General features: G+C 42.0%; 21 protein-coding genes and 1 pseudogene. 15 read left to right on the forward strand and 7 right to left on the reverse strand.

What is annotated here, in order from left to right; genetic code table 11:
• Positions 1-177 precede the first annotated feature (177 nt).
• From ACNS8M_RS04040 to ACNS8M_RS04055, 4 genes are all read left to right on the forward strand, one after another.
• Positions 178-696: a hypothetical protein gene (locus tag ACNS8M_RS04040; RefSeq protein ID WP_004970721.1), complete on the forward strand. Its 519-nt coding sequence runs from the start codon at positions 178-180 to the stop codon at positions 694-696.
• A 63-nt stretch (positions 697-759) separates the two neighbouring features.
• Positions 760-2,076 (forward strand): hypothetical protein, encoded by a 1,317-nt coding sequence (locus ACNS8M_RS04045; RefSeq protein WP_419225179.1) that lies wholly within the window; start codon positions 760-762, stop codon positions 2,074-2,076.
• An 80-nt stretch (positions 2,077-2,156) separates the two neighbouring features.
• Positions 2,157-2,816, forward strand: a complete 660-nt coding sequence (adk, locus tag ACNS8M_RS04050) for an adenylate kinase (RefSeq protein WP_168525440.1) — start codon at positions 2,157-2,159, stop codon at positions 2,814-2,816.
• Positions 2,817-2,930: 114 nt separating this feature from the next.
• A complete protein-coding gene (locus ACNS8M_RS04055; RefSeq protein ID WP_168525456.1) occupies positions 2,931-3,137 on the forward strand; it encodes a hypothetical protein in 207 nt (68 codons plus the stop codon).
• A gap of 104 nt (positions 3,138-3,241) precedes the next feature.
• On the opposite strand, the gene nth is transcribed toward ACNS8M_RS04055, so the two are convergent.
• Both nth and ACNS8M_RS04065 read right to left on the reverse strand, forming a co-directional pair.
• A complete protein-coding gene (nth, locus tag ACNS8M_RS04060) occupies positions 3,242-3,910 on the reverse strand; it encodes an endonuclease III (RefSeq protein WP_168525458.1) in 669 nt (222 codons plus the stop codon).
• A 92-nt stretch (positions 3,911-4,002) separates the two neighbouring features.
• Entirely contained in the window at positions 4,003-4,797 is a 795-nt protein-coding gene (locus tag ACNS8M_RS04065) for an RnfABCDGE type electron transport complex subunit B (protein ID WP_168525442.1), read from the reverse strand.
• 356 nt (positions 4,798-5,153) lie between these two features.
• On the opposite strand from ACNS8M_RS04065, the gene gdhA reads away from it, so the two are divergent.
• Positions 5,154-6,497 (forward strand): NADP-specific glutamate dehydrogenase, encoded by a 1,344-nt coding sequence (gdhA, locus tag ACNS8M_RS04070; protein ID WP_168417822.1) that lies wholly within the window; start codon positions 5,154-5,156, stop codon positions 6,495-6,497.
• 160 nt (positions 6,498-6,657) lie between these two features.
• Here gdhA and ACNS8M_RS04075 read toward each other — a convergent pair whose 3' ends face one another.
• Both ACNS8M_RS04075 and rlmH read right to left on the reverse strand, forming a co-directional pair.
• A complete protein-coding gene (locus tag ACNS8M_RS04075) occupies positions 6,658-7,434 on the reverse strand; it encodes a dioxygenase (RefSeq protein ID WP_419225180.1) in 777 nt (258 codons plus the stop codon).
• A gap of 150 nt (positions 7,435-7,584) precedes the next feature.
• Positions 7,585-8,067: a 23S rRNA (pseudouridine(1915)-N(3))-methyltransferase RlmH gene (rlmH, locus tag ACNS8M_RS04080; protein WP_168417820.1), complete on the reverse strand. Its 483-nt coding sequence runs from the start codon at positions 8,065-8,067 to the stop codon at positions 7,585-7,587.
• A 158-nt stretch (positions 8,068-8,225) separates the two neighbouring features.
• On the opposite strand from rlmH, the gene ACNS8M_RS04085 reads away from it, so the two are divergent.
• Positions 8,226-9,191 (forward strand): M28 family peptidase, encoded by a 966-nt coding sequence (locus ACNS8M_RS04085; protein ID WP_419225181.1) that lies wholly within the window; start codon positions 8,226-8,228, stop codon positions 9,189-9,191.
• Between the two features lie 358 nt (positions 9,192-9,549).
• Here ACNS8M_RS04085 and lon read toward each other — a convergent pair whose 3' ends face one another.
• The 3 genes from lon to ACNS8M_RS04100 form a co-directional block, all read right to left on the reverse strand.
• The gene (gene lon, locus ACNS8M_RS04090; RefSeq protein WP_419225182.1) at positions 9,550-11,976 is read right to left on the reverse strand and encodes an endopeptidase La; all 2,427 of its coding nucleotides are present in this window, start codon (positions 11,974-11,976) and stop codon (positions 9,550-9,552) included.
• 213 nt (positions 11,977-12,189) lie between these two features.
• On the reverse strand, positions 12,190-12,780 hold the full coding sequence (locus ACNS8M_RS04095) for a 5-formyltetrahydrofolate cyclo-ligase (RefSeq protein ID WP_419225183.1): 591 nt from the start codon (positions 12,778-12,780) through the stop codon (positions 12,190-12,192).
• 68 nt (positions 12,781-12,848) lie between these two features.
• Positions 12,849-13,229, reverse strand: a complete 381-nt coding sequence (locus ACNS8M_RS04100; RefSeq protein WP_168417816.1) for a MerR family transcriptional regulator — start codon at positions 13,227-13,229, stop codon at positions 12,849-12,851.
• A gap of 84 nt (positions 13,230-13,313) precedes the next feature.
• Between ACNS8M_RS04100 and ACNS8M_RS04105 the strand changes: the two genes are divergently transcribed.
• The 9 genes and pseudogenes from ACNS8M_RS04105 to ACNS8M_RS04145 all read left to right on the forward strand — a co-directional run.
• Positions 13,314-16,301, forward strand: coding sequence for a heavy metal translocating P-type ATPase (locus tag ACNS8M_RS04105; protein ID WP_419225184.1), 2,988 nt, complete (start codon positions 13,314-13,316; stop codon positions 16,299-16,301).
• A gap of 447 nt (positions 16,302-16,748) precedes the next feature.
• A complete protein-coding gene (locus ACNS8M_RS04110; protein WP_419225185.1) occupies positions 16,749-17,999 on the forward strand; it encodes a YncE family protein in 1,251 nt (416 codons plus the stop codon).
• Positions 18,000-18,096: 97 nt separating this feature from the next.
• Entirely contained in the window at positions 18,097-18,594 is a 498-nt protein-coding gene (locus tag ACNS8M_RS04115) for a hypothetical protein (RefSeq protein WP_004970693.1), read from the forward strand.
• Between the two features lie 520 nt (positions 18,595-19,114).
• Complete coding sequence (gene lldP / locus ACNS8M_RS04120) at positions 19,115-20,785, forward strand: L-lactate permease (protein WP_419225186.1); 1,671 nt, start codon at positions 19,115-19,117, stop codon at positions 20,783-20,785.
• Positions 20,786-20,809: 24 nt separating this feature from the next.
• The gene (gene lldR / locus ACNS8M_RS04125; protein WP_005179260.1) at positions 20,810-21,559 is read left to right on the forward strand and encodes a transcriptional regulator LldR; all 750 of its coding nucleotides are present in this window, start codon (positions 20,810-20,812) and stop codon (positions 21,557-21,559) included.
• A complete protein-coding gene (gene lldD, locus ACNS8M_RS04130; RefSeq protein ID WP_016659249.1) occupies positions 21,556-22,710 on the forward strand; it encodes an FMN-dependent L-lactate dehydrogenase LldD in 1,155 nt (384 codons plus the stop codon). Before lldR ends, lldD begins: the two co-directional genes overlap by 4 nt.
• 90 nt (positions 22,711-22,800) lie before the next feature.
• A complete protein-coding gene (dld, locus tag ACNS8M_RS04135; protein ID WP_035311162.1) occupies positions 22,801-24,516 on the forward strand; it encodes a D-lactate dehydrogenase in 1,716 nt (571 codons plus the stop codon).
• Between the two features lie 48 nt (positions 24,517-24,564).
• Positions 24,565-25,464, forward strand: a complete 900-nt coding sequence (locus ACNS8M_RS04140; protein ID WP_168418659.1) for a LysR family transcriptional regulator — start codon at positions 24,565-24,567, stop codon at positions 25,462-25,464.
• A gap of 175 nt (positions 25,465-25,639) precedes the next feature.
• Positions 25,640-26,122, forward strand: a pseudogene (locus ACNS8M_RS04145) (IS30 family transposase); the annotation flags it as partial.
• Position 26,123 lies beyond the last annotated feature (1 nt).

Genomic DNA, 26,123 nt, shown 5'->3' on the forward strand with positions numbered 1-26,123 from the left:
CATGTTTGACTGAATTGCCCGATTTAACCTAGAAGATGGGCGCAATCTTAATTTTTGACTTTAGCGACATCAAAATTGTAATTTGCTGTATATAAGAATCCTGACAATTCTGCTAGAGTCAAAACACGAAAACAGGACTGTTTTTAAAATTAAAACAAATGGACACTGGTGACAATAATGACAAAAGTCTATTCTTTCGTGGCATTACTTGCCTTTTCAAGTTTTAGCTTTGCTGGGAACACTACTTTTTTACCTGAAGCAAAAATTAGCGCAGATAGCGCAAAAACCTGGAATGTAGGGGCGGGTATTACCCAAAAATTACTGCATTTGAATGGTGAATGGGTCAATCCTTATGGCATTGCCTATCTAAAAGCGGGGGCTTTTTTAAATGGTGACCATGAAGTCGGTGGGCAAACAGGTTTTCGTTACCCATATCACCTCACAGGTAAAGACAAAAATGGTTATTATATTGGCGCTTACGCAGGACACCTAGAATCTAAATGGGTGGATGGTGAAGAAAAAGCGCGTTTAGGTGCAGGCATTGATCTGGCTTATGTATTACTGAGCCCTGAACGCATCAGTAGCTTTAGTGTTGGCATTGGCGCAGGTGAAAAATTGGAAGATCGACAAGGGCGAGTGATTGCGGAAACTGAGCCTAGACTACAATTTTCCTATACGCTCAGTATGGGTTTGTAGTCAGAATAGTGACTTTTAACTACTTTAGAATCTTGTAATTAGAACTAAATATGGAAAAAATGCATGCTTGAGTACGTCAATCAGTTGTGGCAAACCTTTTTGAATCGTCCAGATTTTTGGGCCGTGCTCAGTATTATTCCTGTGACTGCTTTTGTGACTTGGGCGCACGTGTGGATGGCACTAAAAATGGTGTTCTATCCAATTAGCTTTTGGGGCTTTCACCTTGGGCCTATTCCTGTGGGATGGCAGGGGATTGTACCGCGTAAAGCAGGGCGTATTTCAGGCATCATTACCGATAACACATTGTCAAAATTAGGTTCATTGCGTGAGTTTCTCAATGCTATGGACCCTGAAGATATGGCGCGTATTATTGGTGAGCAAGTGGGTTTTGAACTTGAGCACTTAATTGATGAGGTCATGTTAGACCGCAATGCTGTGCTTTGGGAAAACCTACCGTATTCGATTAAACGCCGTATTTATGCACAGGCGCATAAGCAATTACCGGGTGTGCTCAGAGAGTTGGTTACTGAACTGACCCTAAATGTAGAATCCTTGGTAGATATGCGTGAAATGGTGGTTAGTCAAATGGAAGGTGACCGCCGTTTAATGGTGCGCATGTTCCTGAAAGTTGGTCAAAAAGAAATTAACTTTATTTGGCATATCAGCGCATTAATTGGCATGGTGTTTGGTATTTTCCAGATGATTGTATGGTTTATTGTGCCGTGGCACTGGACTGTACCGTTCTGGGCGGCTATTTGGGGCTTCTTGACCAACTGGATTGCGATTTGGATGGTATTTAACCCAGTCGAACCACATTACGTGAAATATCCGCAGTTCTTTAAATTGACTGAAAATCGTCAATTTCCATGGATTAAGCCAGTGATTCCACGCATTGGGACTTATAATATTCAGGGTGCGTTCATGAAACGCCAAGAAGAAGTCTCGGATGTGTTTGCAACGGTAGTCACAGAAGATCTGATTACGTTAAAATCGATTATGACTGAAATGATGTATGGCAGTAAAAAAGACAAAACCCGCCGTATTGTCAAACGCCACATCAACGAAATTATGGAAACACCATTGGTTCGTACCTCTTTACAGTTGTCTTTGGGGCCAAAAGAGTATGCCAAACTCAAGACTGACTTGATTGATCGTTCGATTGAAATTACGATGGTGCCTGTATGCGACCCTGCCTTTAATGCGAGCCGTGCACAGAAAATCTATCAAATGTTCAGAGATCGTATTCGTGAACTGACACCAAAAGAATTCCAGAATCTATTACGACCTGCCTTTCAGGAAGATGAGTGGATTCTAATTGTTTTGGGTGGTGTAACTGGCTTTTTTGCTGGTTTAATACATTTGTTTGTCGCTTTCTTATAATAGATGCTGGCTGCGTGAAGAGCGACTGTTCTGACATGCAACGAGTGTCAAATACATTGTTAAAATGAGGATGTTTTTTTATGCGCATTATCTTACTCGGACCACCTGGAGCAGGTAAAGGTACACAAGCTCAGTTGATCTGTAAGCGCTACAATATCCCACAAATTTCAACCGGTGATATGCTCCGTGCTGCAATTCGTGAAGGTACTGAATTAGGTCTACAAGCTAAAAGCGTCATGGATGGTGGCGGTTTGGTTTCAGATGAGCTGATCATTGGTCTAGTCAAAGAACGTATTGCGCAGCCTGACTGTGTGAACGGTTGTATCTTTGATGGTTTCCCACGTACCATTCCACAAGCTGAAGCATTGGAAAGCGAAGGCATTAATATCGATCACGTGATTGAAATTGATGTTGCAGACGAAGAAATCGTACAGCGCTTGTCTGGCCGTCGTCAGCACCCTGCATCTGGTCGTATCTATCACCTTGTTTACAATCCACCAAAAGTGGAAGGTAAAGACGATGAAACAGGTGAAGACTTAGTACAACGTCCTGATGACCAAGAAGAAACCATTCGTAAGCGTTTAAAAGCCTATCACTCAGAAACTGAGCAATTGGTTGGCTTCTATCAAGGTCGTGCTGCTTCTGGCGAAAATGCACCAAGCTACAACAAATTGAATGGTCTTCGTCCAATTGAAGAAGTTCAAGCAGATTTGTTTGCAATTTTAGATCAATCAAAATAAGCTTTATTTGGCCTTCAAATAAAATCGTGTGAAAACACCGAGCTTATTTTGACTTTAAAAGAGTCCTGATTCATATTAGGGCTCTTTTTATTTGTGTTTACTTTGGAGAGTGCTTTGCAACATGCTGCTGTAATTATCATGCTATTGGCAAGTATTGCTGTTTTAGGCTTTCTTATTTTTGTGAGCTATAAATTGTTGCGCAATACGCAAGCGCAAGATTTAGCAGAGAAGAAAACTGGCAATCACTATCAACTGCATCCGAAATTGAAGCAACAACAAAGCGAGCAGTCATCTCATACATCAGACCCTGAAGATAAATAGATTTATTCATGCTGTGATTGTGTATAGATTGCACAGTTATCCACATTGTCTTCGTTGTTTGGCACAGTCTGTTTATTGAAACGCTTAGTTAGAGATTGCTCAAGCTAGATTTCGTGCATTGTAATACTGCGATGTGCACCAAATGCAAAACGATCAGGCCAATTACAAACATCAGACACCACACATTCCCCACATTTAGGTTTGCGGGCGATACAACAATAACGGCCATGCAAAATCAGCCAATGATGCGAGTCAATTAAAAATTCTTTAGGAATAACTTTAATCAGACGGTGTTCAACTTCTAAAACATTTTTACCCACAGCCAAACCTGTACGGTTACCTAAGCGGAAAATATGCGTATCTACGGCCATAGTCGGTTGTCCAAAAGCGGTATTTAGCACCACATTGGCTGTTTTACGACCCACGCCGGGCAAGGCTTCTAAATCGGCTCGATTATTCGGCACGATACTGCCATGTTTTTCGATCAGAATTTTACAGGTTTTAATGACATTTTCTGCTTTGGAGTTATAGAGTCCAATGGTTTTAATATATTCCTTTAGGCCATCTACACCTAAGGCATAAATTTCCTCAGGCGTGTTGGCAACGGGAAACAATTTGTCAGTGGCTTTATTGACACTGACGTCCGTAGCTTGAGCCGATAAAGTCACGGCAATCAATAATTCAAAAGGATTGGAAAAATTCAGCTCAGTGGTTGGGTTAGGGCGCTGCTCACGCAAGCGTTCAAAAAAAGTCTGAATCTGTTTTTTGGTCATGTTTTTTGAAGATTTTTCTTTGACCGTAACCGCTTTTTTTGACGCTTCTTTAACGGGCTTGGTTTTTAAGGTCGTGCTTTTTAAGGACATATTTATGCTCCTAATTCACGTAATTGTTGTTGTAAATTGGCAAGCATGACACGTTTTTTCTCATCTTCACGCACGCTCAGTTGTTTTTCTAACTTTTTAATTTGAGTGCGTAATTTTGCAAGTTCAATGGTGGTTTGCGCATCGTTTGTGGAAATTTGCTCTGTTTTTTGCACAGGTAATTCAATCACAGGTACAGCCACATTTGCCTGTGCTGTAAATTGAGCAAACAGTTCTGTATCAATTTCTGCACGTACCACAGGGCCTTTACGGTGCAAACGACGTTGTTCTTCACGTTGAATGTGTGCGTAATAGCGTTGACGTAAATCATGCTGTTCTGCCACACGTGCGCTTTCGGACAGCAAGGGTTGAGTATCTTCAACTAAATCGATGCAATCGACTGGACAAGGTGGAATACAGAGTTCACAACCTGTACATAAGTCGGTCAAAATACTATGCATAAGTTTGCCTGAACCTAAAATTGCATCTACAGGACAGGCATTAATACATTTGGTGCAACCAATGCATTCATCTTCACGTATAAGCGCTTTCATACGTTGTGGACGTCCATCTGCCTGCACAGGCCAAACACTGGCTTCTGCGGTCAATACAGGCCGTTGTAATAAAGCTGCCAAGGCATCCGCAACAGGTTGTCCACCAGGTACGCATTTATTGGCCGCTTCACCTTCAGCGATCGCTTTGGCATAAGGTAAACAACCATCACGATGCCCGCATAAACCGCATTGGGTTTGTGGAAGCAGCGCATCAATATTTTGGATCAGGGCAATTTGCGAATTCATGGACAAACCAATACCGCCTAAACAGCAGTAGAAAAACGGAAGATAAAACGAGGTCAAAATTCTAGGTCGATGATTTTAGCACGATTTCTGCTTTTAGGCTTGTGCGCAAATTCAGTACAATTGCTGCTAGCTTTTTGGGCGAAAATGCTCAAAACTATGAATTAATTTGTTACATTAACTTATAGGCTTAACACGCTAAAAAATAAGTTAAATTTATGAAAATACAAATGTTTTAAAGTTTTTTGAAAAAAACTATTGTAGATTGTTAACAAAAGATATTTAATATTTTGCGCCAAAATATATCATTGATTGAAATTTTGACCAATTTTGATCCATTTTCTGCTGAGGATTAAGCGTTGAAATACAACAGCCTTAACGAATTCCTAGATTACGTTAAAACACGTGATGCACATCAACCAGAGTTTCTACAAGCTGTAGAAGAAGTAATGACTAGCCTTTGGCCATTCATTGAAAAGAACCCTCAATATGCAGCACATGGTTTGCTTGAGCGTTTGGTTGAGCCTGAGCGTGCGATTCAATTCCGCGTTTCATGGGTAGATGACCAAGGTCAAACTCATGTAAACCGTGCATTCCGTGTACAGTACAACTCAGCAATTGGTCCATTTAAAGGGGGAATGCGTTTCCACCCTTCAGTGAACTTATCTATTTTAAAATTCTTAGGTTTTGAACAAACCTTTAAAAACGCTTTGACTACATTGCCAATGGGCGGTGGTAAAGGCGGTTCAGACTTTGACCCTAAAGGTAAGTCTGAAGGCGAAATCATGCGTTTCTGCCAAGCGTTGATGATCGAGTTATACCGTCATTTAGGTTCTAACACAGATATCCCTGCGGGTGATATTGGTGTGGGTGGCCGTGAAGTAGGTTACATGGCGGGTATGATGAAGAAGCTCAGCAATGACACTTCATGTGTATTCACAGGTAAAGGTTTGTCTTTCGGTGGTTCTTTGGCGCGTCCAGAAGCAACGGGTTACGGTACTGTGTATTTCGCTGAGGAAATGCTCAAAACACGTGGCGATAGCTTCAAAGATAAAGTCGTTGCAATTTCAGGTTCAGGCAACGTAGCACAATTCGCTGCAGACAAAGCGATGTACTTGGGCGCGAAAGTCGTTTCACTTTCTGACTCAAACGGTACTGTGTACGTAAAAGAAGGTTTCACACCAGAATTACTTTGTGAAGTAATGGAACTTAAAAACGTAAAACGTGGTCGTATTTCTGAATTTGCGTCTAAACACGGTTTTGAATATCTTGAAGGTCAACGTCCTTGGGGGATCAAGTGTGACATCGCATTACCATGTGCAACTCAAAATGAGTTGAATGGTGATGATGCAGCAACTTTACTTGCGAATGGCACAATCTGTGTGGCTGAAGGTGCGAACATGCCTTCAACTTTAGAAGCTGTTGAGAAATTCGTAGAAGCGAAAATCTTATACGCACCAGGTAAAGCATCGAATGCGGGTGGTGTGGCAACTTCTGGTCTTGAAATGTCTCAAAACGCAATCCGTTTAGGTTGGACGTTTGAAGAAGTTGATGAGCGCTTACATGCAATCATGAAAGAAATTCACCGTAACTGCGTGAAATACGGTACTCAAGAAGATGGTACTATTAACTATGTAGACGGTGCGAACATTGCTGGTTTCGTAAAAGTTGCCGATGCAATGCTGTCTCAAGGTGTATTCTAAGCTATTCGCTTAAATAGACTTTCAAAAAACCGATGCAAGATTGCATCGGTTTTTTATGGGACTCAGATTTTCAAATTGCTAAAACTCGCTATAAGTTGTCGTCAAAATCCAAAACATAGCTCATTTAAAATAATACTTTTTCACCTGTTTAGGTTAGGGCTTAATCAAAACGGTAAATGTCCATGCCAAGTGAGCCCATACTAAAACTGCTGTGCACAATACTAAAACGATCTCCCGTACCCATCGCAAAAAATAAAGGGGCAAAATGCTCAAGGGTTGGGTGATTACGCGCAACATAAGGTAAATTTTGCCAGTCGAGCACTGCATCATAGTCACTGTGGCCTAAATGCTGTACCACACGGTTGCGGAAGCTAGAGGCCCATTCAGGTACAGTTGCATCAGCCGTGTGCCATGACAATTCACGTAGGTTATGGGTAATACTGCCTGAGCCGATCAGCAAGATTTGTTGCTCACGTAAAGGCGCAAGGCTTTGACCAATCTGATAAATCTGTTCTGCGCTCATATTCATTGGCAGCGAAACTGCAATTACAGGAATATTGGCATCGGGATACATGTGCAACAACGGCATCCACACCCCATGATCATGTGGTCTAGTGCTGTTGGCATGCGCAGCAAAGCCTGCATCTGCCAGACGTTGTAAAATATCTTCGGCAAGTTCTGGCAAGCCCGGAGCAGGGTAGCGTAGGGCGTATAATTCTTCTGGAAATCCACGAAAATCATGCCATGTTTCAGGGCGAATACCTGTATTGACTTCTAAAGAATTACTTTCCCAGTGTGCAGACATTACGACTATGGCCTGCGGTGTTGGCAAATTAGAACTTAAACGATGCAGCGCAGGCCCAACCTGTTCAGGATTGAGTGCCAACATGGGTGAACCATGCGAGATAAATAAACCGGGTAATGTCTGTAAGTTCATGCCAAAATCCCTAAAAGCCTGTGCCTTGCTAGCATCTCAAAAAAAGCAGATGAGTGAAATGTACTTTTATTCAACGCTATGTTGCAGCTTTGCAACGTCACTTGAATTGAAGATGTTTCGGTATCTCAAAGATGAATTAAATGATCGTATTTAACCTGCACGATGATAAGGATGATTGTGGTTAATGCTCATGGCACGGTATAGCTGTTCAATGAGCATTACACGAACCAGTGGATGTGGTAAGGTCAGTTTAGACAGCGACCAATGCCAAGCTGCGGCTTTTCGTACCGCTTCAGAATGGCCATCTGGACCACCAATTGCCAAGACCACATCATTACCCTCTAGCATCCAGCCTTTCATGGTGTCTGCCAGTTTTTCAGTACTAAATTCTTTGCCACCGACTTCTAACGCAATCAACACTTCATTGGCTTTCATTGCATTTAAAATACTGTCGCCCTCAATTTGACGATATTTCAAAATGTCAGCTTCAGAGTCATTTTTACCTCGCTTTGCCATTGGGAGTTCGACAATTTGGGTCTGAACAAAGGGTTGAATGCGTTTGAAATAGTCTTCAAAACCAGTTAACACCCAAGCTGGCATTTTTTGTCCGATGGTCAGAATTCGAATTTTCATAAGCGAGTGCAGGTGGTCTGTATTAAGAATCTTGCATTATAACCATGATTCAACACAAGCGCTGTGTAACGACACAATTTGCAATTGAATTTGCCAACAGGCTGTTGCTTTAATACTCAGCAATCCTCAGGGCTTTATTTTGGAATGGAATCATCACAATGCGTGCTTTACATGTTCAGCGTTTAAATTTAGGCATGCTTGGCATTGCTATGTTTGGCATGATCTCTCCAGCATTTGCTGGAAAGACACATTCAGAAGCAGAGCCACAGAATTTAAGCGTATATCTACAGCAAGTGATTGGGCAGCAGGGCATTGGCAGTTCCGAGCAGTATCGACACCATAAAAACGTAAACGAGCTGAATCGCGTGTCGGCTTGGATTCGAGAACAGATGCGTGTATTTGGCATACCCTGTCAGTTTCAGAATTATACGGTCAATCAACAAACTTACCGCAATGTGGTGTGCAAATTAAATGTAGGTGCGGCTAAAAAAACAATTTTTGGTGCGCATTACGATGTGTATGGACAGCAGCAGGGTGCAAATGACAACGCTTCTGGCGTGGCTGGGGTACTGGAAACAGCCCGAATTTTGGCACAGGAAAAAAATAAACTGAGCCAAAATGTTGAGTTTGTCTTTTATACCTTGGCGGAGCCACCATTTTTTAAAACGGAGTTGATGGGCAGTTTTGTGCATGCTAAATCGGTACAGGCCGAAAAAGAAAAGATTCGAGCAGTCTATGTGCTGGATATGATTGGCTATTATGATAGCAATTTGGTACAGAATTACCCGATTGGTTTAAAGTGGATTTATCCAAGTCATGGCAATTTTATTGCGGCATTCAGCAATATGCAGTCGCGTGATTTAAGCTTGGCTTATTGCAATGCCATGTTGCGTTTGGATCAATTGCAATGTGAGCGTGTGGTGGCTCCCAGCTTTGTAAAAGGCATGGATGTTTCAGATCAGTTAAATTATTGGAAATATGATATTCCAGCCATTTTAATTACCGATACAGGCAGCTATCGCAATCCGCAACGACATAGCGCTGCGGACACGGTTAAAACGCTGAATGTGGAAAAAATGGCTGCTGTGGTGAATGGCTTGGTTCAGCAGGTATTACAGCCTTGATCGGATAATCTTCATTCATAAAAAACGCAGCCCTGAATAGTACTAGGACTGCGGTTAAAAGGTCATCCACCTGGAGATATGGATGACCAGACCATAAAGCAAGCTATAATTTAAGGCTGCTAGATCAATTTAAAATGGGTCTATCCATACAGACCCAAAAATAAGAAACATACAGCGCGATGTGTCTTACTTAAATATATGTGGATGCTTAGCCTTTTTTTCAAGCAAATGGTGTGAAATAAAATTTAAGAGCTTAAAAATTAAGAAAAATATTTTTGTTATAAACCTATAGTTCTAATAACAAAAGAGCACCGAAGTGCTCTTTTGTGAAGTTCTTATGTTCAAGCAGGCCGTTGACTTAGTGACGTGCTGCTTTACCTGCTGCCACAGGCTTCACAATTGGAGCCTTAGTCAAAGGTTTTGGCATACTGGTCAGTGCTAAAGGCAAGATTTCATCAATGCTTTTCACAGCTTTAATTTCCAAGCCTTCTTTGACATTGTCTGGAATTTCAGATAAGTCACGCACGTTTTCTTGAGGAATGAAGACCAACTTGATGCCGCCACGGTGTGCTGCAAGCAGTTTTTCTTTCAAACCACCAATGCGCATTGCACGTCCACGCAAGCTAGTTTCACCTGTCATGGCAATGTCAGGGCGAATTGGAATACCTGTGAAGGCAGATACCAATGCTGTAGTCAGTGCCAAACCTGCCGATGGGCCATCTTTTGGCGTTGCACCTTCAGGTAAGTGTACGTGAACATCAGTTTCAGCAAATACAGTCGCTTCAATGCCTAGACTGTCAGCACGGGTACGCACGACGGTCATGGCCGCTTTGATAGACTCTTGCATGACATCACCCAATGAACCTGTGGTAATGAAATTGCCTTTGCCTTTCATGGTAGCGACTTCAATGGTGAGTAATTCACCACCCACTGAAGTCCATGCCAAGCCATTTACACGACCGACTTCTGCTTCTTCTTCTGCCATGCCATAGTCAAATTTATGTGGACCCAAATAGTCTGGCAAGTTTTGAGAAGTGACATCAATCTCTAGGTTTTTAGCTTTTTTGCTGACCGCTTCTTTAACCACTTTACGGGCAATTTTTGACACTTCACGTTCTAGGCTACGCACACCTGCTTCACGCGTATAGCGTTGCACGATGTCACGAATCGCTTCTTCATGAACAGTCAATTCTTTAGCACGTAAGCCATTATTTTTGATGGCCTTCGGTACAAGATAGCGTTCTGCAATATTCACTTTTTCATCTTCGGTATAACCCGGCAGACGAATAACTTCCATACGATCTAGTAAAGCTTCAGGAATGTTCATGCTGTTGGCAGTACAAATAAACATCACTTCAGACAAGTCTAAGTCCAGATCTAAATAGTGATCGTTAAACTTGTTGTTTTGTGATGGGTCAAGTACTTCAAGCAAAGCAGAAGCAGGGTCACCGCGGTAGTCCTGTGCCATTTTGTCAATTTCATCGAGCAAGAACAGTGGGTTTTTTACACCAACTTTGGTCAATGACTGCACAATTTTACCTGGCATCGCACCAATATAAGTACGACGGTGACCACGAATTTCAGCTTCATCACGCACACCGCCCAAAGCCATACGCACAAACTCACGGCCTGTTGCTTTGGCAACCGATTCACCCAAAGAAGTTTTACCTACACCTGGAGGGCCAACTAAGCACAGAATAGGGCCTTTGAGCTTTTTCACACGAGATTGCACAGCAAGATATTCCACAATACGGTCTTTGACTTCATCTAGACCGTAATGATCGGCATCTAAAATTTCCTGAGCTTTGTTCAGGTTGATGCTGACTTTGCTGGCTTTGTTCCATGGTGTATCTAAAATGACTTCTAGATAGTTACGCACTACTGCCGCTTCGCTAGACGCAGGTTGCATCGCTTTAAGTTTACGGAACTCAGCTTCTGCTTTTTTACGTACATGCTCAGGCAAGTCCGCTTCAGCCAAACGTTTTTCAATCTCAGCGACATCATCTTCTGCGCCGCCATTCATATCTGACAGTTCGCGTTGAATGACTTTCATCTTCTCATTCAAGAAGTATTCACGCTGATTTTTTTCCATCTGGCGTTTCACTGAGTCATGCAACGTTTGCTCAATCTGTTGTTCTTCAGACTGTTGCAAGAGATACGTCATCAATTCAGTTAAGTGTGCTTCAAATTCATCGTGTTCGAGGAATTTTTGCTTCACATCAATATTCAACGGCACACGTGTGGCAACAAAGAACAATAACTGTAATAAGTCATCAATTTTATTGGCTGCTGCGATCAGCTCACGTGCATTGCGTAATTTTGCTTCTGCATATTGCGCAAATAGGGCACGTAGTTCTTGCAGGCGAGTGGCTTGAGTGTTTTCATCCATCGCCACAGTCATTGGGCTTAAGCTGTGCTCAGCAGTCAAATACGCGTCTTCATCAATAATTTTTTCGAGTTTGGCGCGGTATAAGCCTTCAATCAGCACTTTGATACAGTTTTCATCATTTTCGTGATTCACAACTTGCACAATCTTCGCGACAGTACCGTATTGATATAAATTGTCGTGATCAATTTCTTCTGTAAGCGAATCTTTTTGCGCAACTACAAATACTAGATTGTCACTGTTACGAGCCACATCAACTGCATTGATCGATTTTTCACGACCTACAAATAGCGCAATTTGCATGTGCGGATAAACGACCACATCACGTAGCGCTAAAAGCGGTAATACACTTGGAACCTGAGGCTCTAAGGTTTCTTGATTCATAATAATTTCAGACATGGGCACTCCTAATGAGTGACAACGGTGTTGCCATGTTTTTAATAGTGATGGGTATTTTTTAAAATACAAGGGCAGGTCAACACAAATTGTTTAAAAAGTAGCTAAATATGTGATTTTAAATTGATCTACTCAGTCAAAATGATCAATTCAGGCCAATGTATTCGCTGTTTATCTGCGGTGATGACTGAAAATAACGCCCAGTTGCTCATTTTTTTAACGCTTAAATCGTAAAAACCGCTGTGGTGTGAGCAGGGCATCTAAGGGTTGATCCCAACTTTCACGTGGCAAGTTTGCCTGAATAAACTGAAAATCATGTGCCAGACCTAAACGATAGGGATGGCGAGGAGCCGTAGCCAAAGTGCGGTCATAATAACCACCCCCCATCCCAATGCGTGTGCCATGTATGTCGCAGGCGAGTAATGGCATCAGGACAAGATCTAGGTGGGTGACTGCCAAACCACGACTGCTCATGGGTTCCTGCATACCTAATGGATGATGCGAAAAGCGTCGATTACGGTATTGCTGTTGGCTGATGCCTACCCAACGTAAACGCTGATTCATATTGCAAATGATGGGTAAATACACCTGCTTACCTTGAGCAAAGCAATATTCAATGATGTTTTTGGTGTAAATTTCACCAAAAGCATGTAAATAGAGGCCAATTTTTTGTGCTTGCTGAAATTTTGGGAAGCGTATAAGACTCTGCAAAACGGCCTGTTGGGCTTGCTGCTGTTGTGTGCGTGTCACAGCTCTGCGCTGTTGTCGAAGTTGTTTGCGTAAAGTTTTGAGTTCCGACAACTGCATTCAAACTGATCCTTATGGGTAAAAATTAAAGCGGCACCTTGAGCCAAAATTAAACACTACAAGATTGACTATTTATTTTTCAGTTCACGCAAAATAGGGCAATTACTATCTTGGGTACTTTTGCAATGGTCAATCCAGGTCACAAGACGGTTTTTTAAAGCCTGCAATTCATGAATACGTTGGTCAATTTTTGCCAAACGCTGTTCAATCACATGCCGCACTTGCTCACGGTCATCTAATTGTAATTGCAATAATTCCTGAATTTCATTCAATTGCAAGCCTGCATCTTTACCTTTTTGAATAAAGTTTAGGGTTTCAATGTCTTGTTCGCTGTAATAACGATAGCTGCCTTGTACTTCAGGAATACGCAATAAACCAATACGTTGATAATAGCGGATGGTTTCCACATTCACATGACAATGTTTGGCAAGTTTTCCAATGGTGAGCATAAAAACCTCATAAAAAGGGTTGACTCCGTACCTAGGTACAGTCTTTATGCTACCACAAATGAATCTGCAGAGTAGGTAAGTAAGATGAGCGAACAACATAAAAAATCTTGCTGCTCAAAACAGCAAACAGCCACTGAGGTATTCAGCATTGACCCCGTGTGTGGCATGCAGGTAAAACCAAACACCCAATTTTTTGTAGATGATGTCGATGCCGAACATCAGCAGCAACGCTATTTATTTTGCAGTGAACATTGTCAGAAAAAATTTATTGCACAGCCTGAAATGTATCGTCAGCAGGGTACAAGTGTGCAAAATCAAACCAGTATGCAAAACACTGACTCGAATACAGCGCAAAGTACTGATGTAACAGCAGCATCTTCAACTTGTTGCGCAGGTAAAGAAAAAACAGCAACTACAGTAATGCCTGTAAGCAAAGGTTGTGGCTGTAGTAATACGCCAGAAACAGATGTGGTAACACAGCCAAGTTATATTGACCCAGTATGTGGCATGACCGTGACAGATTTAAATAAGCCACACACCACGTATGAAGGGCAGATGTATTATTTTTGTGGTGCGAGCTGCTTGACCAAATTTCAGCAGCAGCCTGAGCAATATCTCAGTACAAAAAGTGGCTGCTGTAATACAGAAAAAGCTGCTCCTATCAAAACAAGTACTTGTTGTGGCGGCTCATCTAGCAAGGTGGAACCTGCTTCGACTTCACAAAGTTCAGCTTGCTGTGCACCTAAAAATGTTGAAACTGCACCTAAAATGGGGTGTTGTGGTTCTACACAAGCGGTGAGTGGTGATACCGAAATTGACCCTGTCTGTGGTATGTCGGTAGATGTGAGCACAGACCTAAAAACTGATTATCAAAACCAGACATATTATTTCTGTAACACATCTTGTTTAGATAAATTTACGCATGATCCAGAATTTTATTTAATTCCACCCGATCAGCGTCCTGTGCCTGAAGGTGCGGCAGATATGGACTACACCTGCCCAATGGACCCTGAAATTATTCAAAAAGGGCCGGGTACCTGTCCAATTTGCGGTATGGCTTTAGAGCCAATGCAACCAAGCTTGGACGAAGGCCCGAACCCTGAACTGGTGGATTTTAGTCATCGTTTCTGGATGACTTTACCTCTGACCCTAATCGTCTTTATTTTGGCGATGGGTTCGCATATTCATGCCTTTATTCCACAGCATATTCAACCGTGGATTGAGCTGGTCTTATCTATTCCAGTCGTGCTTTGGGCGGGTAAACCGTTTATTGAACGTTGCTTTAGCTCTTATAAAACCCGCAATTTAAATATGTGGAGTTTGATTGGCGTTGGGGTGTTGGCTGCCTTTATTTACAGTGTGGTGGCTACAGTTTTCCCAAGTGTGATTCCGATGGAAGCTAAAACAGGGCATGGCGTTGCGGTTTACTATGAAGCTGCTTGTATGATTGTGTCTTTAAGTTTGCTCGGGCAAATTTTAGAGTTAAAAGCACGTGCCAAAACTGCAGATTCATTAAAGTCTTTGTTAAAACTTCAAGCCAATACTGCCAAATTGGTACAGGGTGATTTAATCACCGAAGTAGATATTGCCATGGTCAAAAAAGGTGATATTTTGCAAATTGCATCGGGTGAGCAAATTCCATTAGATGGCGTGGTGGTAGAGGGTAAAACCTACGTCGATGAAGCTATGATGACGGGTGAACCTGTACCTGTGAAAAAAGAGCTGAATGATCAGGTTATTGGTGGCACTGTCAATCAGCAGGGAAGTATTCGTATTCAAACCACTGCGGTGGGCAGTAATACCACTTTGGCTAAAATGATTCAGACTGTGGCAGAAGCACAACGCTCTAAAGCACCGTTGCAACGCTTGGCCGATATCTTTGCTAAATACTTTGTGGTGAGTGTGTTAGTAATTAGCTTGCTGACCTTTATCGCATGGATGATTTTTGGCAAGGCACAATTTGATTTAGCACTAATGTGTGCGGTGGCGGTACTGATCATTGCCTGCCCATGTGCTTTAGGTTTGGCTACTCCGATGTCGGTCATGGCAACGACAGGACGTGCAGCACAAAAAGGCGTACTGTTTAAAGATGCCGAAGCAATTGAAGCCTTGAGTAAGGTCACTACCTTGATTATAGATAAAACAGGGACATTGACTGAAGGTAAGCCAAGTTTAAAAGAAATTCAGGTATTGAGCAGTGACTTGACTCAAACGCAGGCAGAACAATGGATTGCCTCGCTGGAGCAATTTTCAACCCATCCGATTGCACAGACTTTAACCCAATTGGTACCACAAACGCAGTTGAGCAAAGTTGAACAGTTTGAAGATGTATCAGGCTTTGGGGTAAAAGGTGAAATTGAAGGACAAACTTATTATGTAGGCAGTCAAAAACTGATTGAACAGTTAGGTCTATCTTTAAGTTCCGAGGTTCAAACCAAAATGGATCAGCAACGCTCTGCAGGAAATGTAATCAGTTTCTTGGTAAGTTCGACACAAGTTCTGGCCTACATTTCCATCCATGACGCATTAAAATACAATGCGCATCAGGTGATTGATCAACTGATTGCAGATGGTATTGAAGTGGTGATGGCAACAGGTGACCACGAGAAAAATGCGCAATTAGTGGCGAATGAATTGGGTATTCAGCATGTACACGGTAACTGCACACCACAGCAAAAACTTGAAATTGTGAAACAGTATCAAGCCCAAGGTAAAATTGTTGCGATGGCGGGAGATGGTATTAATGATGCACCTGCACTGGCACAGGCCAATGTGGGGATTGCCATGGGGAATGGTACCGATATTGCCAAGCAAACTGCACAAGTGACCTTGGTTAAAGGAGATATTCGTGGTGTAGCACATGCAATTCACATGGCCAAACTGGGGGTAAAAAACATGAAACAAAACCTTGCATTTTCCTTTGTTTATAATGGTTTGGGCGTTCCAGTTGCTGCAGGGGTATTCTACCCAATCACGGGTTTATTACTCACCCCAATGTTTGCTGCCGTGGCTATGTCGCTCAGCTCATTGTCAGTTGTGATTAATGCACTGCGCTTGCAAAAGTCAAAATAACTTGGCTTAGTTGCAACACTTTGGCTCGGTGCAATGATTGATGCTTTGCCGAGACTGATCGACCAGAGCTGAGCAAGTTGTCGTGAACTTTTAAAAAAGCCCTGTCATTGTGATAGGGCTTTTTTATGGCTTGCTGTTGATAGAAAATTGCGAAAAGTAGGGCTGTTTGTATGAATAGTCGTTGTAGTCGTGAGTAAGGTTTTGAACATTGCTCACTTTAAGCTAAGTGTTTCAGTTTATCTGAAAGTTGGTCTGCTATCGGATAGTTTGGCTGTAGTGGTAGACGCAAAATATTCAATATGCGTATGCTATGCACATTGAATAAGCTGAAGAAAATGAAGCATACGCTATTCAAATACAACTGAAGTCAACAATAAAAATGACGTAAAAACACACGTGAAAATAAAAACAACAACATGCATTTTGCCGTTCAGGGAGAACATACACATGAATTATTCAAACAAGATGCTGCAATATCTTTGCAAAACCGTGCTTGCTTTAAGCGCTGCAGTGAGTGCACAAAGCTATGCCGATTCCAGTAATTTGCCACAGCCGCCAAATACACAACAGGTGTTTTTTGTGGGGAATAACTGGGATGGAACAGTAACAGTGATTCGTCCATCGCAAGATTTTGGCAAAATTGGGGTGGTCAACATGATTCCCGATCGGAAACAACGGCTACTGGAAATCCATCTGAACCCTATCAAACTAATTGCCTATACCTACATTCAGCAAACCGCAGGCGAGGGCAATGATCAACTGGTGGATGACATGTACTCCACGCCAGATGGTCAGTCTATTGTGGCATCGCGTCCAAGTTTTGCTGATGTCGTCTCTATCAATATTAAAACAGGAAAAATCAACTGGCGTACCCCTGTAGAAGGTTTTCGTGCCGACCACATGGCTGTTTCGCCAGATGGTCAACGTGTAGCAGTATCGGCATCTTCTGGGAATGTGGTGCATGTTCTAGATATTCATACGGGTAAAGAATTGGGGCGTTTCTCCACGGGAGATAAACCGCATGAAAATATTTACTTTGCAGGTGGAAGCAAAATTTTAAACTCTGCAATTGGCAATGTAGAAACCTCGATGGATGCACAATGGCAAGATTTCACCAAAGGTAAGCGATTAATTACCATTGCCGATGCCAACACTTATAAAGTTCTGAAAAAAATTGATTTTAGACCTGCTTTAGATGCTTTTGGACGTAAAGATTTATCCAACTCTGTGCGTCCTATGGTCTTGAGTAAAGATGAAAGCAAATTGTATGCACAGGTATCGTTCTTCAATGGTTTGGTTGAATATGATTTAAAAACCGATAAGGTGACACGTGTTGCACAGTTACCAGGTAGCAGTACGATTCCGAAAGACCGCACCAAATGGGTCAATGATTCACGTCATCATGGTTTATCTATCAGCGCTGATGGTGAAAAACTATGTGTAGCAGGCACGATGGATGATTATGCGACCATCGTAGACCGTCAAAGCTTAAAAGCAGGCAAGTTAATTGCGGCGGGTAAACCGTATTGGGCAACTCGTAGTCCTGATGGAAAAAGCTGTGTGATTTCAGAAAGTGAAACTGATGTAGTGACCGTGATTGACTTCGCTACAGGTGAAAAAGTGCGTAGCGTGCCTGTAGGCAATCATCCACAACGGGTGCGTTTGGGCTACGCTCCTAGCGATTGGTCGACGCCGTAATTTTTAAGCCGATCATAACAGGCAAAGCATGCTAAGGCGCTCAAGACGATATTTGAATTGAGCGCATTTTAGGATGGTTTGCTTATGGAGCATGCACATGAATGGGACTCGATGGCTCGGTATTGGCTTTTTTGTTTTGGCGGTCGCGGTGTTGTTTACCGTGGTGTATGTGTTTCAACCACCGAATAAGACTGTTTCGGAAACAGTGTGGGTGAAACCGAACACGGCTTCCACAGAGATAGAAACAACGCAAAGTCTATATTCAGATGAATCTGAAAATGTACTGGAAACAAACGCTATGCTAGAGCGTGCTGCGGTATCTGCAGTTGAAATGCAGCAATTAATCCAGCAACGTGATCAGTTGTATTTAGGCTTTAAGCAAATTAGTACAGGTTTAAGCCAAGGGCAAAAGCCTGATTTAAACCGTGTACAAAGTATGTTGCTACAGCAGGAACAATTGGTACAAGCAGGCGTATTAAGAGCAGAAGATGCAATGAACTATAGCCAGTTTTTAAAGCAAATTTTACCTGAAATTGCAGGGCAAATTGATTTGCATATTTCGCGTTTAAAGCGCCTGAACGTGGTGACAGGTTAAGCCACAGTAAGGTGTGAGTTGCTGTTATAAATACACGATGACGCCATTGTTGCAGTCAATAATGGCGTTATTTTTTTGTCTAAAAAATTCTTTTAATCCACATGTTTTTAAGCCGAATAGCGGCCACTTGAGCTGAATTTATCCATGATTCCTTTGATCAAGCGTTCAATTCATCTTAGAAGAAAGCACACGTATTTTACTGTATTAGACGAAAGTTGTATAAGGCTGTGCCGAATAAATTTGGTTTTTCCTTCCTTTTAAAAACTACAGAAAAAACAAAGTTTAAATTTTTCTGCTAGCGATTTTTGCGTGCAGGGATATCCATATTTATCATAATAATTGGTATGACCATTAAAATAATAAATCAGACCAATGTTGACATTTGAATGAATAAAATTATTATTTGTGCGCGATATTGAGTGTTTTGGTGTTTTTTTATCTCAATATTGGTCAGACCAAAATTAGAACTTTACCTCTATGCTTAGACCTATGTTTACGTTTGAGTGAGCATTTCAAGGAGATGACAATGCTTCAACATTGGCAACAGATCTATGATCCAATGGCAAATATTTGGATTTCGAGTCTTATTGCATTAATCCCGATTATCTTTTTCTTTTTAGCATTGGCGGTATTTCGCTTAAAAGGAAGTGTTGCGGGAACCATTACGGTTATTTTGGCATTATTGGTGTCGTTATTTGCTTATGGCATGCCGGCACCGATGGCTTTTGCTTCATTGGTATATGGCTTTTTTTACGGTTTATGGCCAATTGCATGGATTATTATTGGCGCATTATTTTTATATAAAATTTCCGTTAAAACGGGACAATTTAACATTATTCGCTCGTCTATTCTGTCTATTACAGAAGACCAGCGTCTCCAGATGCTACTGGTGGGCTTTGCGTTTGGGACATTTTTAGAAGGTGCAGCGGGCTTTGGGGCGCCAGTGGCAATTACTGCAGCTTTATTGGTTGGTTTGGGCTTTAAGCCTCTATACGCTGCGGGTTTATGTTTGATTGTGAACACTGCACCGGTTGCGTTTGGCGCGATGGGGATTCCAATTATTGTGGCGGGTCAGGTTTCGGGTGTAGAAACCATGGAAATTAGCCAGATGGTGGGGCGTCAGTTACCATTTATGGTGCCTATTGTGCTGTTCTGGATTATGGCAATTATGGATGGCTGGCGCGGTGTGAAAGAAACTTGGCCTGCAGTGTTGGTGGGTGGTGGTGCTTTTGCCATTGCACAATACTTGACCTCTAACTTTGTTGGGCCTGAGTTACCTGACATTACAGCTGCAATTGCCTCTTTGATTAGTTTAACGGTCTTATTTAAATTCTGGCAGCCAAAACACATTTTCCGTTTTAGCGATGCAGACACAAAAGTGGATGCCAACTTGGTTGCAGAACAACAGCGAAAATACAGCATGGGGCAGATTGTTAAAGCATGGTCACCCTTTGCAGTGTTAACGGTGATGGTCACCATTTGGAGCATCAAACCGTTTAAAGATTTATTTGCCAAAGATGGGGCAATGCACGACTGGGTAATTTCCATCAAGGTGCCATTTTTACATCAATTGGTGCAAAAAATGCCGCCTGTAGTGGCAGATGTCAAAGACTACGATGCGATCTTTAAGTTCGATTGGCTGAGTGCAACAGGGACTGCAATTATGATTGCGGCTGTCATCACCATCATTTACTTAAAAATGAAACCACGTGAAGCTGTCAAAACCTTTGCAGAAACCATCAACGAGCTAAAAACACCAATTTATTCGATTGGAATGGTGTTGGCTTTTGCTTTTATTGCCAATTATTCAGGCATGTCTGCGACTTTGGCACTGGCTTTGTCACACACAGGCAATGCTTTTACATTCTTCTCGCCATTTTTAGGTTGGATTGGAGTGTTCTTGACAGGTTCAGATACATCAGCCAATGCCTTATTTGCTGCCTTGCAAGCCACAACTGCACAGCAAATTGGTGTGCCAGAAGTTCTGTTGGTTGCTGCCAATACCAGTGGTGGAGTAACAGGCAAAATGATTTCACCACAATCGATTGCAATTGCCTGTGCGGCAGTCGGTTTAGTCGGAAAAGAATCGGATTTATTCCGCTTTACCGTGAAACACAGTATCACGTTCACCGTAATGATCGGTATTATTATCACTCTACAAGCTTATGTGTTCCCATGGATGATTCCATAACCACATGCACAAGAGGATAGCCGCATGAAAGTTTCCGACAAAGTTGTTCAAGACCTGCGCACACTGGTTGAAAAAAATCAGATGCAAGTCGGAGACCGATTGCCTGCCGAAAGAAAGTTGTGTGAACAACTCGGGGTTTCCCGTTCCTCTTTGCGTGAGGCTATTCAGCAATTGACCAGTCAGGGCATGCTGGTCAGCAAAGTTGGAGCGGGTACTTTTTTGCAACAGCTGCCAACCAATTGGTCGCAATATCAAATTGTGCAGCCTTTAAGTAACCTGATTGATGAAGATCCTGCTTATCGTTTTGATGTGCAGGAAGCACGAATGGTGCTTGAAGGTGGTACGGCATGGTATGCCGCACAGCGGGCAACCGCTGAGGATTTGAAAAAAATCCGTGCTTGTTATGAGCAAATCGCCCATTTTCAAATTTTGGGTGATGATGATCAGGCGGCAATTGCCGATGCCAAGTTTCATTTGGCAATTGCCGAGGCATCGCACAATTTGGTGCTTATTCAAATGATGCGCGGCTTATTTGATTTGTTGCAATACAACGTGGTTTTGGGTCGACGTAAAGTTTATACCGAAGCCCACCGTTTCGATCAGTTGCATGATCAGCATTTTCAAGTGATGGATGCAATTGAACGTCAGGATCCAGAAGCTGCCCGTGCGGCAGTGTGTGGACATATTGAATTTGTAGTTCAACAAGTACGCATGATAGACGAGGAAGATGCGCGTCGTCAGCGTGCGAGTCGATTAAACAGGATAGCGCCATGATTATTTCTTCTGCGAATGATTACCGCGAAGCAGCTAAACGCCGTTTACCGCCATTTTTATTTCACTATATAGATGGAGGTGCGTATGCGGAACAAACGCTAAAAAGAAATGTAGAAGACCTTTCACAAATTGCCTTGCGCCAACGTGTATTAAATGACATGTCGGCTTTAAGTTTAGAAACCACGTTATTTAATGAAACTTTGTCGATGCCTGTGGCTTTGGCGCCAGTCGGTTTAACAGGCATGTATGCGCGCCGTGGTGAAGTACAGGCTGCGGTAGCAGCAGACAAAAAGGGTATTCCGTTTACATTATCTACAGTGTCGGTGTGTCCAATTGAAGAAGTGGTACCTGCCATTTCACGGCCAATGTGGTTTCAATTATATGTATTGCGTGACCGTGGTTTTATGCGTAATGCTTTGGAACGTGCTAAAGCAGCAGGCTGTTCAACTTTGGTCTTTACAGTAGATATGCCTGTGCCTGGCGCACGTTATCGGGATGCACATTCGGGCATGAGTGGTCCAAATGCTGCTATGCGCCGCTATATGCAGGCAGTGATGCATCCAAACTGGGCATGGGATGTTGGCTTACTAGGTCGTCCGCATGACTTGGGCAATATCTCTAAATACTTAGGCAAACCAACAGGACTTGAAGATTATATTGGCTGGTTAGGCAATAACTTTGACCCATCTATTTCATGGAAAGACTTGGAGTGGATTCGTGAATTCTGGGATGGCCCAATGGTCATTAAAGGCATTTTAGACCCAGAAGATGCTAAGGATGCTGTTCGTTTTGGGGCTGATGGAATTGTGGTGTCCAATCACGGTGGTCGTCAGTTAGATGGTGTGCTCTCGACTGCACGTGCTTTACCGCCAATAGCCGATGCAGTAAAAGGAGATCTAAAAATTCTAGTGGATTCAGGTATTCGTAATGGCCTAGATGTGGTGCGCATGTTGGCGATGGGTGCGGATACTTGTATGCTCGGACGTGCCTTTATTTATGCACTAGGTGCAGCAGGTGGGGCGGGTGTGAGTAATTTACTCGAATTGATTGATAAAGAAATGCGAGTCGCAATGACCTTAACGGGTGCTAAAAACATTCAAGCGATTAACTCAGATTGCTTGGTACAACTTGAGCGTGAACTGAAAGGCTAAATTGCCAACAGGAGCGATCAATCCATCAACCGATGCATTTGGCTGAATCGCTTAATTGTATTTTTCACCTTGTTTCAGGACTTGTACACTATGCCACAGACAATTTCTTCTGCAACACAATTTGATGCTGCAGCAACCCTCAAAAACTTGGTCGATATTGTGGGAAAAGCGCATGTATTGACCCATGAATCAGATACTCGTTTATATCGTCAAGGGCGACGTTTTGGCGAAGGACAGGTTTTTGCGGTGGTCACGCCAGGTTCTTTATTGCAGCAGTGGCAAGTGTTACAAGTGGCTGTGGCAGCAGATTGCATTATTATTATGCAAGCCGCCAATACTGGACTCACGGGTGGTTCTACCCCTTTTGGTGATGACTATGATCGTCCTGTAATTTTGATCAACACCCAACGTTTAAAAGGTATTCAGCTCATCAACGATGCCAAGCAAGTGATTTGCTTGCCTGGTGCAACATTGGATGCTTTGGAACAGCAATTGGCGCCGCATCAGCGTGAGCCACACTCAGTCATTGGTTCATCTTGTATTGGCGCTTCAGTGTTGGGCGGGGTATGTAATAATTCAGGTGGTGCATTGGTCAGACGTGGTCCTGCCTATACTGAGTTGGCCTTATATGCACAAGTCGATGCACTGGGCGAGTTGCAACTCATCAATCATTTGGGGGTGAATTTAGGGAACTCGCCAGAAGAAATTTTAACCAAACTTGAGCAACAACAATATCGCCCTGAAGATATTGAATATTCGGAACATTGTTGTGCTTCAGATCAGCGTTACGTGCATGATGTTGCCCAAGTCGATGCCGATACGCCTGCACGGTTTAATGCCGACCCGAGCCGTTTGTTTGAAGCTTCGGGTTCGGCAGGTAAAGTCTGTGTGTTTGCAGTGCGTTTGGATACGTTTGAGAAAATTCCGAGTCAGGTGTTTTATATCGGCAGCAATCAGCAGGATGATTTAACCGCGATTCGCCGTTTTTTATTACGTGATTTGCCGCGTGTACCGATTGCTGGCGAGTATATTCATCGAGATGCCTATGACATTGGTGCAGAATATGGCAAAGACAGCTTCTTGTTTATCGAGAAGTTTGGCACCAGTAAAGTACCTGCAGCTTTTGCCATGAAAGACAAAGTTGATGGTTTTCTAACCCGTTGGGGCATGCGTGGATTGTCGGATAAAGTTTTGCAAATGTTCACGAAACTACTGCCAAATCATTTACCAGAACGCATGAACCAATTTCGTGATTTGTATGAACATCATTTAATTTTGCGCATTGAGCAGCAAGATGTTGCGGCAGTACAGCAGTTTTTAATGGATTATTTTATCACGCGCAATTCCGGCAGTTTTTTTCTATGTAATGAAGATGAAGGCCGCAAGGCTTTTCTGCATCGCTTTGCAGTGGCAGGTGCTGCAATTCGTTATCGTGATACACATCGAAATGAAGTGGAAGACATTGTTGCTTTAGATATTGCGTTAAGACGTAATGATCAGCAATGGGTTGAAACCTTGCCCGAAGAGTTGGAGCAGGCGATTATACATAAGTTGTATTATGGTCATTTTTTATGTCATGTCTTTCATCAGGACTATATTATTAAAAAAGGCGTAGACCCGTTGGCGATGGAACATCAAATGTGGTCATTGCTTGATGCACGTGGGGCAGAGTATCCTGCAGAGCATAATGTTGGGCATTTATATGTGGCGAAGCCTGCCTTAAAGCAGCATTATCAAAAATTGGATCCGACCAATTGTTTTAATGTGGGCATTGGGCATAGCTCTAAATTAAAAGCTTGGCGTTAAATAAGGATGAAAACTGAGCAGTGAAACTGATTCTAAGGAAAGATGGATATGTTTAAGTTAGATAGCAAACTGCTACAGATTTTTTACTATGTATATAAATTAAAAAATGTGTCTGCAGCAGCAGATGCATTGGGCATGAGTCAGCCTGCGGTTAGTAACTGTTTAAATAAAATTCGTCAGCATTTTAATGACCCATTATTTTTGAGGGTGGGCAATGAAATGCTGCCTACAGAATTGGCAAAACAGATTTTTTCTCCAATTAGTGAAATTATTAATAAAATAGAAACGGTCAATAATTTTAAGGTAGATTTTGATCCGACACATTCAGATCAATTATTTACTTTAGCGATGACAGATGTTTCACATTTAGTATTGTTGCCTAAACTGAGTCGATATTTAAAAGAACATGCACCCACGGTCAGAATCAAAATTCGTCCAATTACCCGTGAAACCAGTTATCAAATGGCAAATGGTGAAATTGATTTTGCCATTGGTTTTTTACCTGAGTTAGAACAAGGTTTTTATCAGCAACAGTTATTCTTGCAATATTATATTGTGTTGTGTCGTAAGGATCATCCAAGAATTTGTGAAAATAGTTTAGATGTGAATGCGTATATCCGTGAATCGCATGTCGATGTGGATACCAGTATCGGGCATTATCATATTGAAAATGAATTAAGTAATTTAGGGTTAAAGCGAAATATTTTAATGAGTATCCCAAGTTATTTGGGTGTGGGTTTAATTGTGCAAGAAACCGATATGATTGCGACCGTGCCTTATTATTTAAGTGAAGTATTATTGGCACGAGGGAATTTAAAGGTTGTAAATGCACCTTTAAGTTTTCCAACCTATCCAGTAAGACAGTATTGGCATACTTCATGCCACCATCAAACCAGTCATCAATGGCTCAGAAAAGTGATTTATAATTTATTTAGTCAGCAGCCATAATGAAAGTGTAATTTTAGATGATGACCTATAAATATTTAACAGGTCATCATCCAATAATATTGTGCTTAAGTTATAAAGCGATCAGGTTAAATTTTTGACCACGATTTTGACTGCAATGATGGGCAGAGTAAAACTTGAAGTGCGACATAAACCACCTAATTAATTTAAAGGGTTTATGGAGTATATAAAATTGTCATACCATCATCTTAACTTTGAAGATCGTACTGCATTAATGCTTGAGTAAAGAAAAGAAGGCTTTTCACCCAGAAAATTTGCTGAACTTATTAAAAGACATCCTAGTACGATCTATCGTGAACTTAAAAGAAATAGCATCAATGACGTTTATCAAGCTCGATATGCTTCTGATAACACCTTCGCTAGACGTAGACGTAGACGTAGTCACAGAAAACTCAAAATCGACTCAATCCTTTGGAGATTTATTGTTGAAGCGATCCGTTGTTTATGGTCTCCTCATCAAATATCGAAGCGTTTAAAGACATTTCCTGATTTGGATCAAACAATGAATGTAAGCCATACAACGATTTACTCAACTATACGAGCATTACCAAAGGGTGAGTTGAAAAAAGACTTATTATCCTGTCTGCGTCATGAAAATAAAAAGCGAAAAGCTAACGGTGAACCTAAAAAAGATTCTATAG

Origin of the sequence: Acinetobacter sp. A2 (assembly GCF_048537555.1) — a bacterium.
Classification (GTDB): Bacteria; Pseudomonadota; Gammaproteobacteria; order Pseudomonadales; family Moraxellaceae; genus Acinetobacter.

What these genes read in the sequence shown, in the direction of transcription:
- rlmH (WP_168417820.1), bottom strand. Translation starts at nt 8,067, where the DNA reads ATGAAAATTCGAATTCTGACCATCGGACAAAAAATGCCAGCTTGGGTG.
- nth (WP_168525458.1), bottom strand. Translation starts at nt 3,910, where the DNA reads ATGACCAAAAAACAGATTCAGACTTTTTTTGAACGCTTGCGTGAGCAG.
- ACNS8M_RS04100 (WP_168417816.1), bottom strand. Translation starts at nt 13,229, where the DNA reads ATGCTCACCATTGGAAAACTTGCCAAACATTGTCATGTGAATGTGGAA.
- adk (WP_168525440.1), top strand. Translation starts at nt 2,157, where the DNA reads ATGCGCATTATCTTACTCGGACCACCTGGAGCAGGTAAAGGTACACAA.
- ACNS8M_RS04105 (WP_419225184.1), top strand. Translation starts at nt 13,314, where the DNA reads ATGAGCGAACAACATAAAAAATCTTGCTGCTCAAAACAGCAAACAGCC.
- ACNS8M_RS04110 (WP_419225185.1), top strand. Translation starts at nt 16,749, where the DNA reads ATGAATTATTCAAACAAGATGCTGCAATATCTTTGCAAAACCGTGCTT.
- lldD (WP_016659249.1), top strand. Translation starts at nt 21,556, where the DNA reads ATGATTATTTCTTCTGCGAATGATTACCGCGAAGCAGCTAAACGCCGT.
- lldP (WP_419225186.1), top strand. Translation starts at nt 19,115, where the DNA reads ATGACAATGCTTCAACATTGGCAACAGATCTATGATCCAATGGCAAAT.
- ACNS8M_RS04085 (WP_419225181.1), top strand. Translation starts at nt 8,226, where the DNA reads ATGCGTGCTTTACATGTTCAGCGTTTAAATTTAGGCATGCTTGGCATT.
- dld (WP_035311162.1), top strand. Translation starts at nt 22,801, where the DNA reads ATGCCACAGACAATTTCTTCTGCAACACAATTTGATGCTGCAGCAACC.
- ACNS8M_RS04115 (WP_004970693.1), top strand. Translation starts at nt 18,097, where the DNA reads ATGAATGGGACTCGATGGCTCGGTATTGGCTTTTTTGTTTTGGCGGTC.
- ACNS8M_RS04065 (WP_168525442.1), bottom strand. Translation starts at nt 4,797, where the DNA reads ATGAATTCGCAAATTGCCCTGATCCAAAATATTGATGCGCTGCTTCCA.
- ACNS8M_RS04075 (WP_419225180.1), bottom strand. Translation starts at nt 7,434, where the DNA reads ATGAACTTACAGACATTACCCGGTTTATTTATCTCGCATGGTTCACCC.
- ACNS8M_RS04040 (WP_004970721.1), top strand. Translation starts at nt 178, where the DNA reads ATGACAAAAGTCTATTCTTTCGTGGCATTACTTGCCTTTTCAAGTTTT.
- ACNS8M_RS04095 (WP_419225183.1), bottom strand. Translation starts at nt 12,780, where the DNA reads ATGCAGTTGTCGGAACTCAAAACTTTACGCAAACAACTTCGACAACAG.
- lon (WP_419225182.1), bottom strand. Translation starts at nt 11,976, where the DNA reads ATGTCTGAAATTATTATGAATCAAGAAACCTTAGAGCCTCAGGTTCCA.
- ACNS8M_RS04140 (WP_168418659.1), top strand. Translation starts at nt 24,565, where the DNA reads ATGTTTAAGTTAGATAGCAAACTGCTACAGATTTTTTACTATGTATAT.
- lldR (WP_005179260.1), top strand. Translation starts at nt 20,810, where the DNA reads ATGAAAGTTTCCGACAAAGTTGTTCAAGACCTGCGCACACTGGTTGAA.
- ACNS8M_RS04045 (WP_419225179.1), top strand. Translation starts at nt 760, where the DNA reads ATGCTTGAGTACGTCAATCAGTTGTGGCAAACCTTTTTGAATCGTCCA.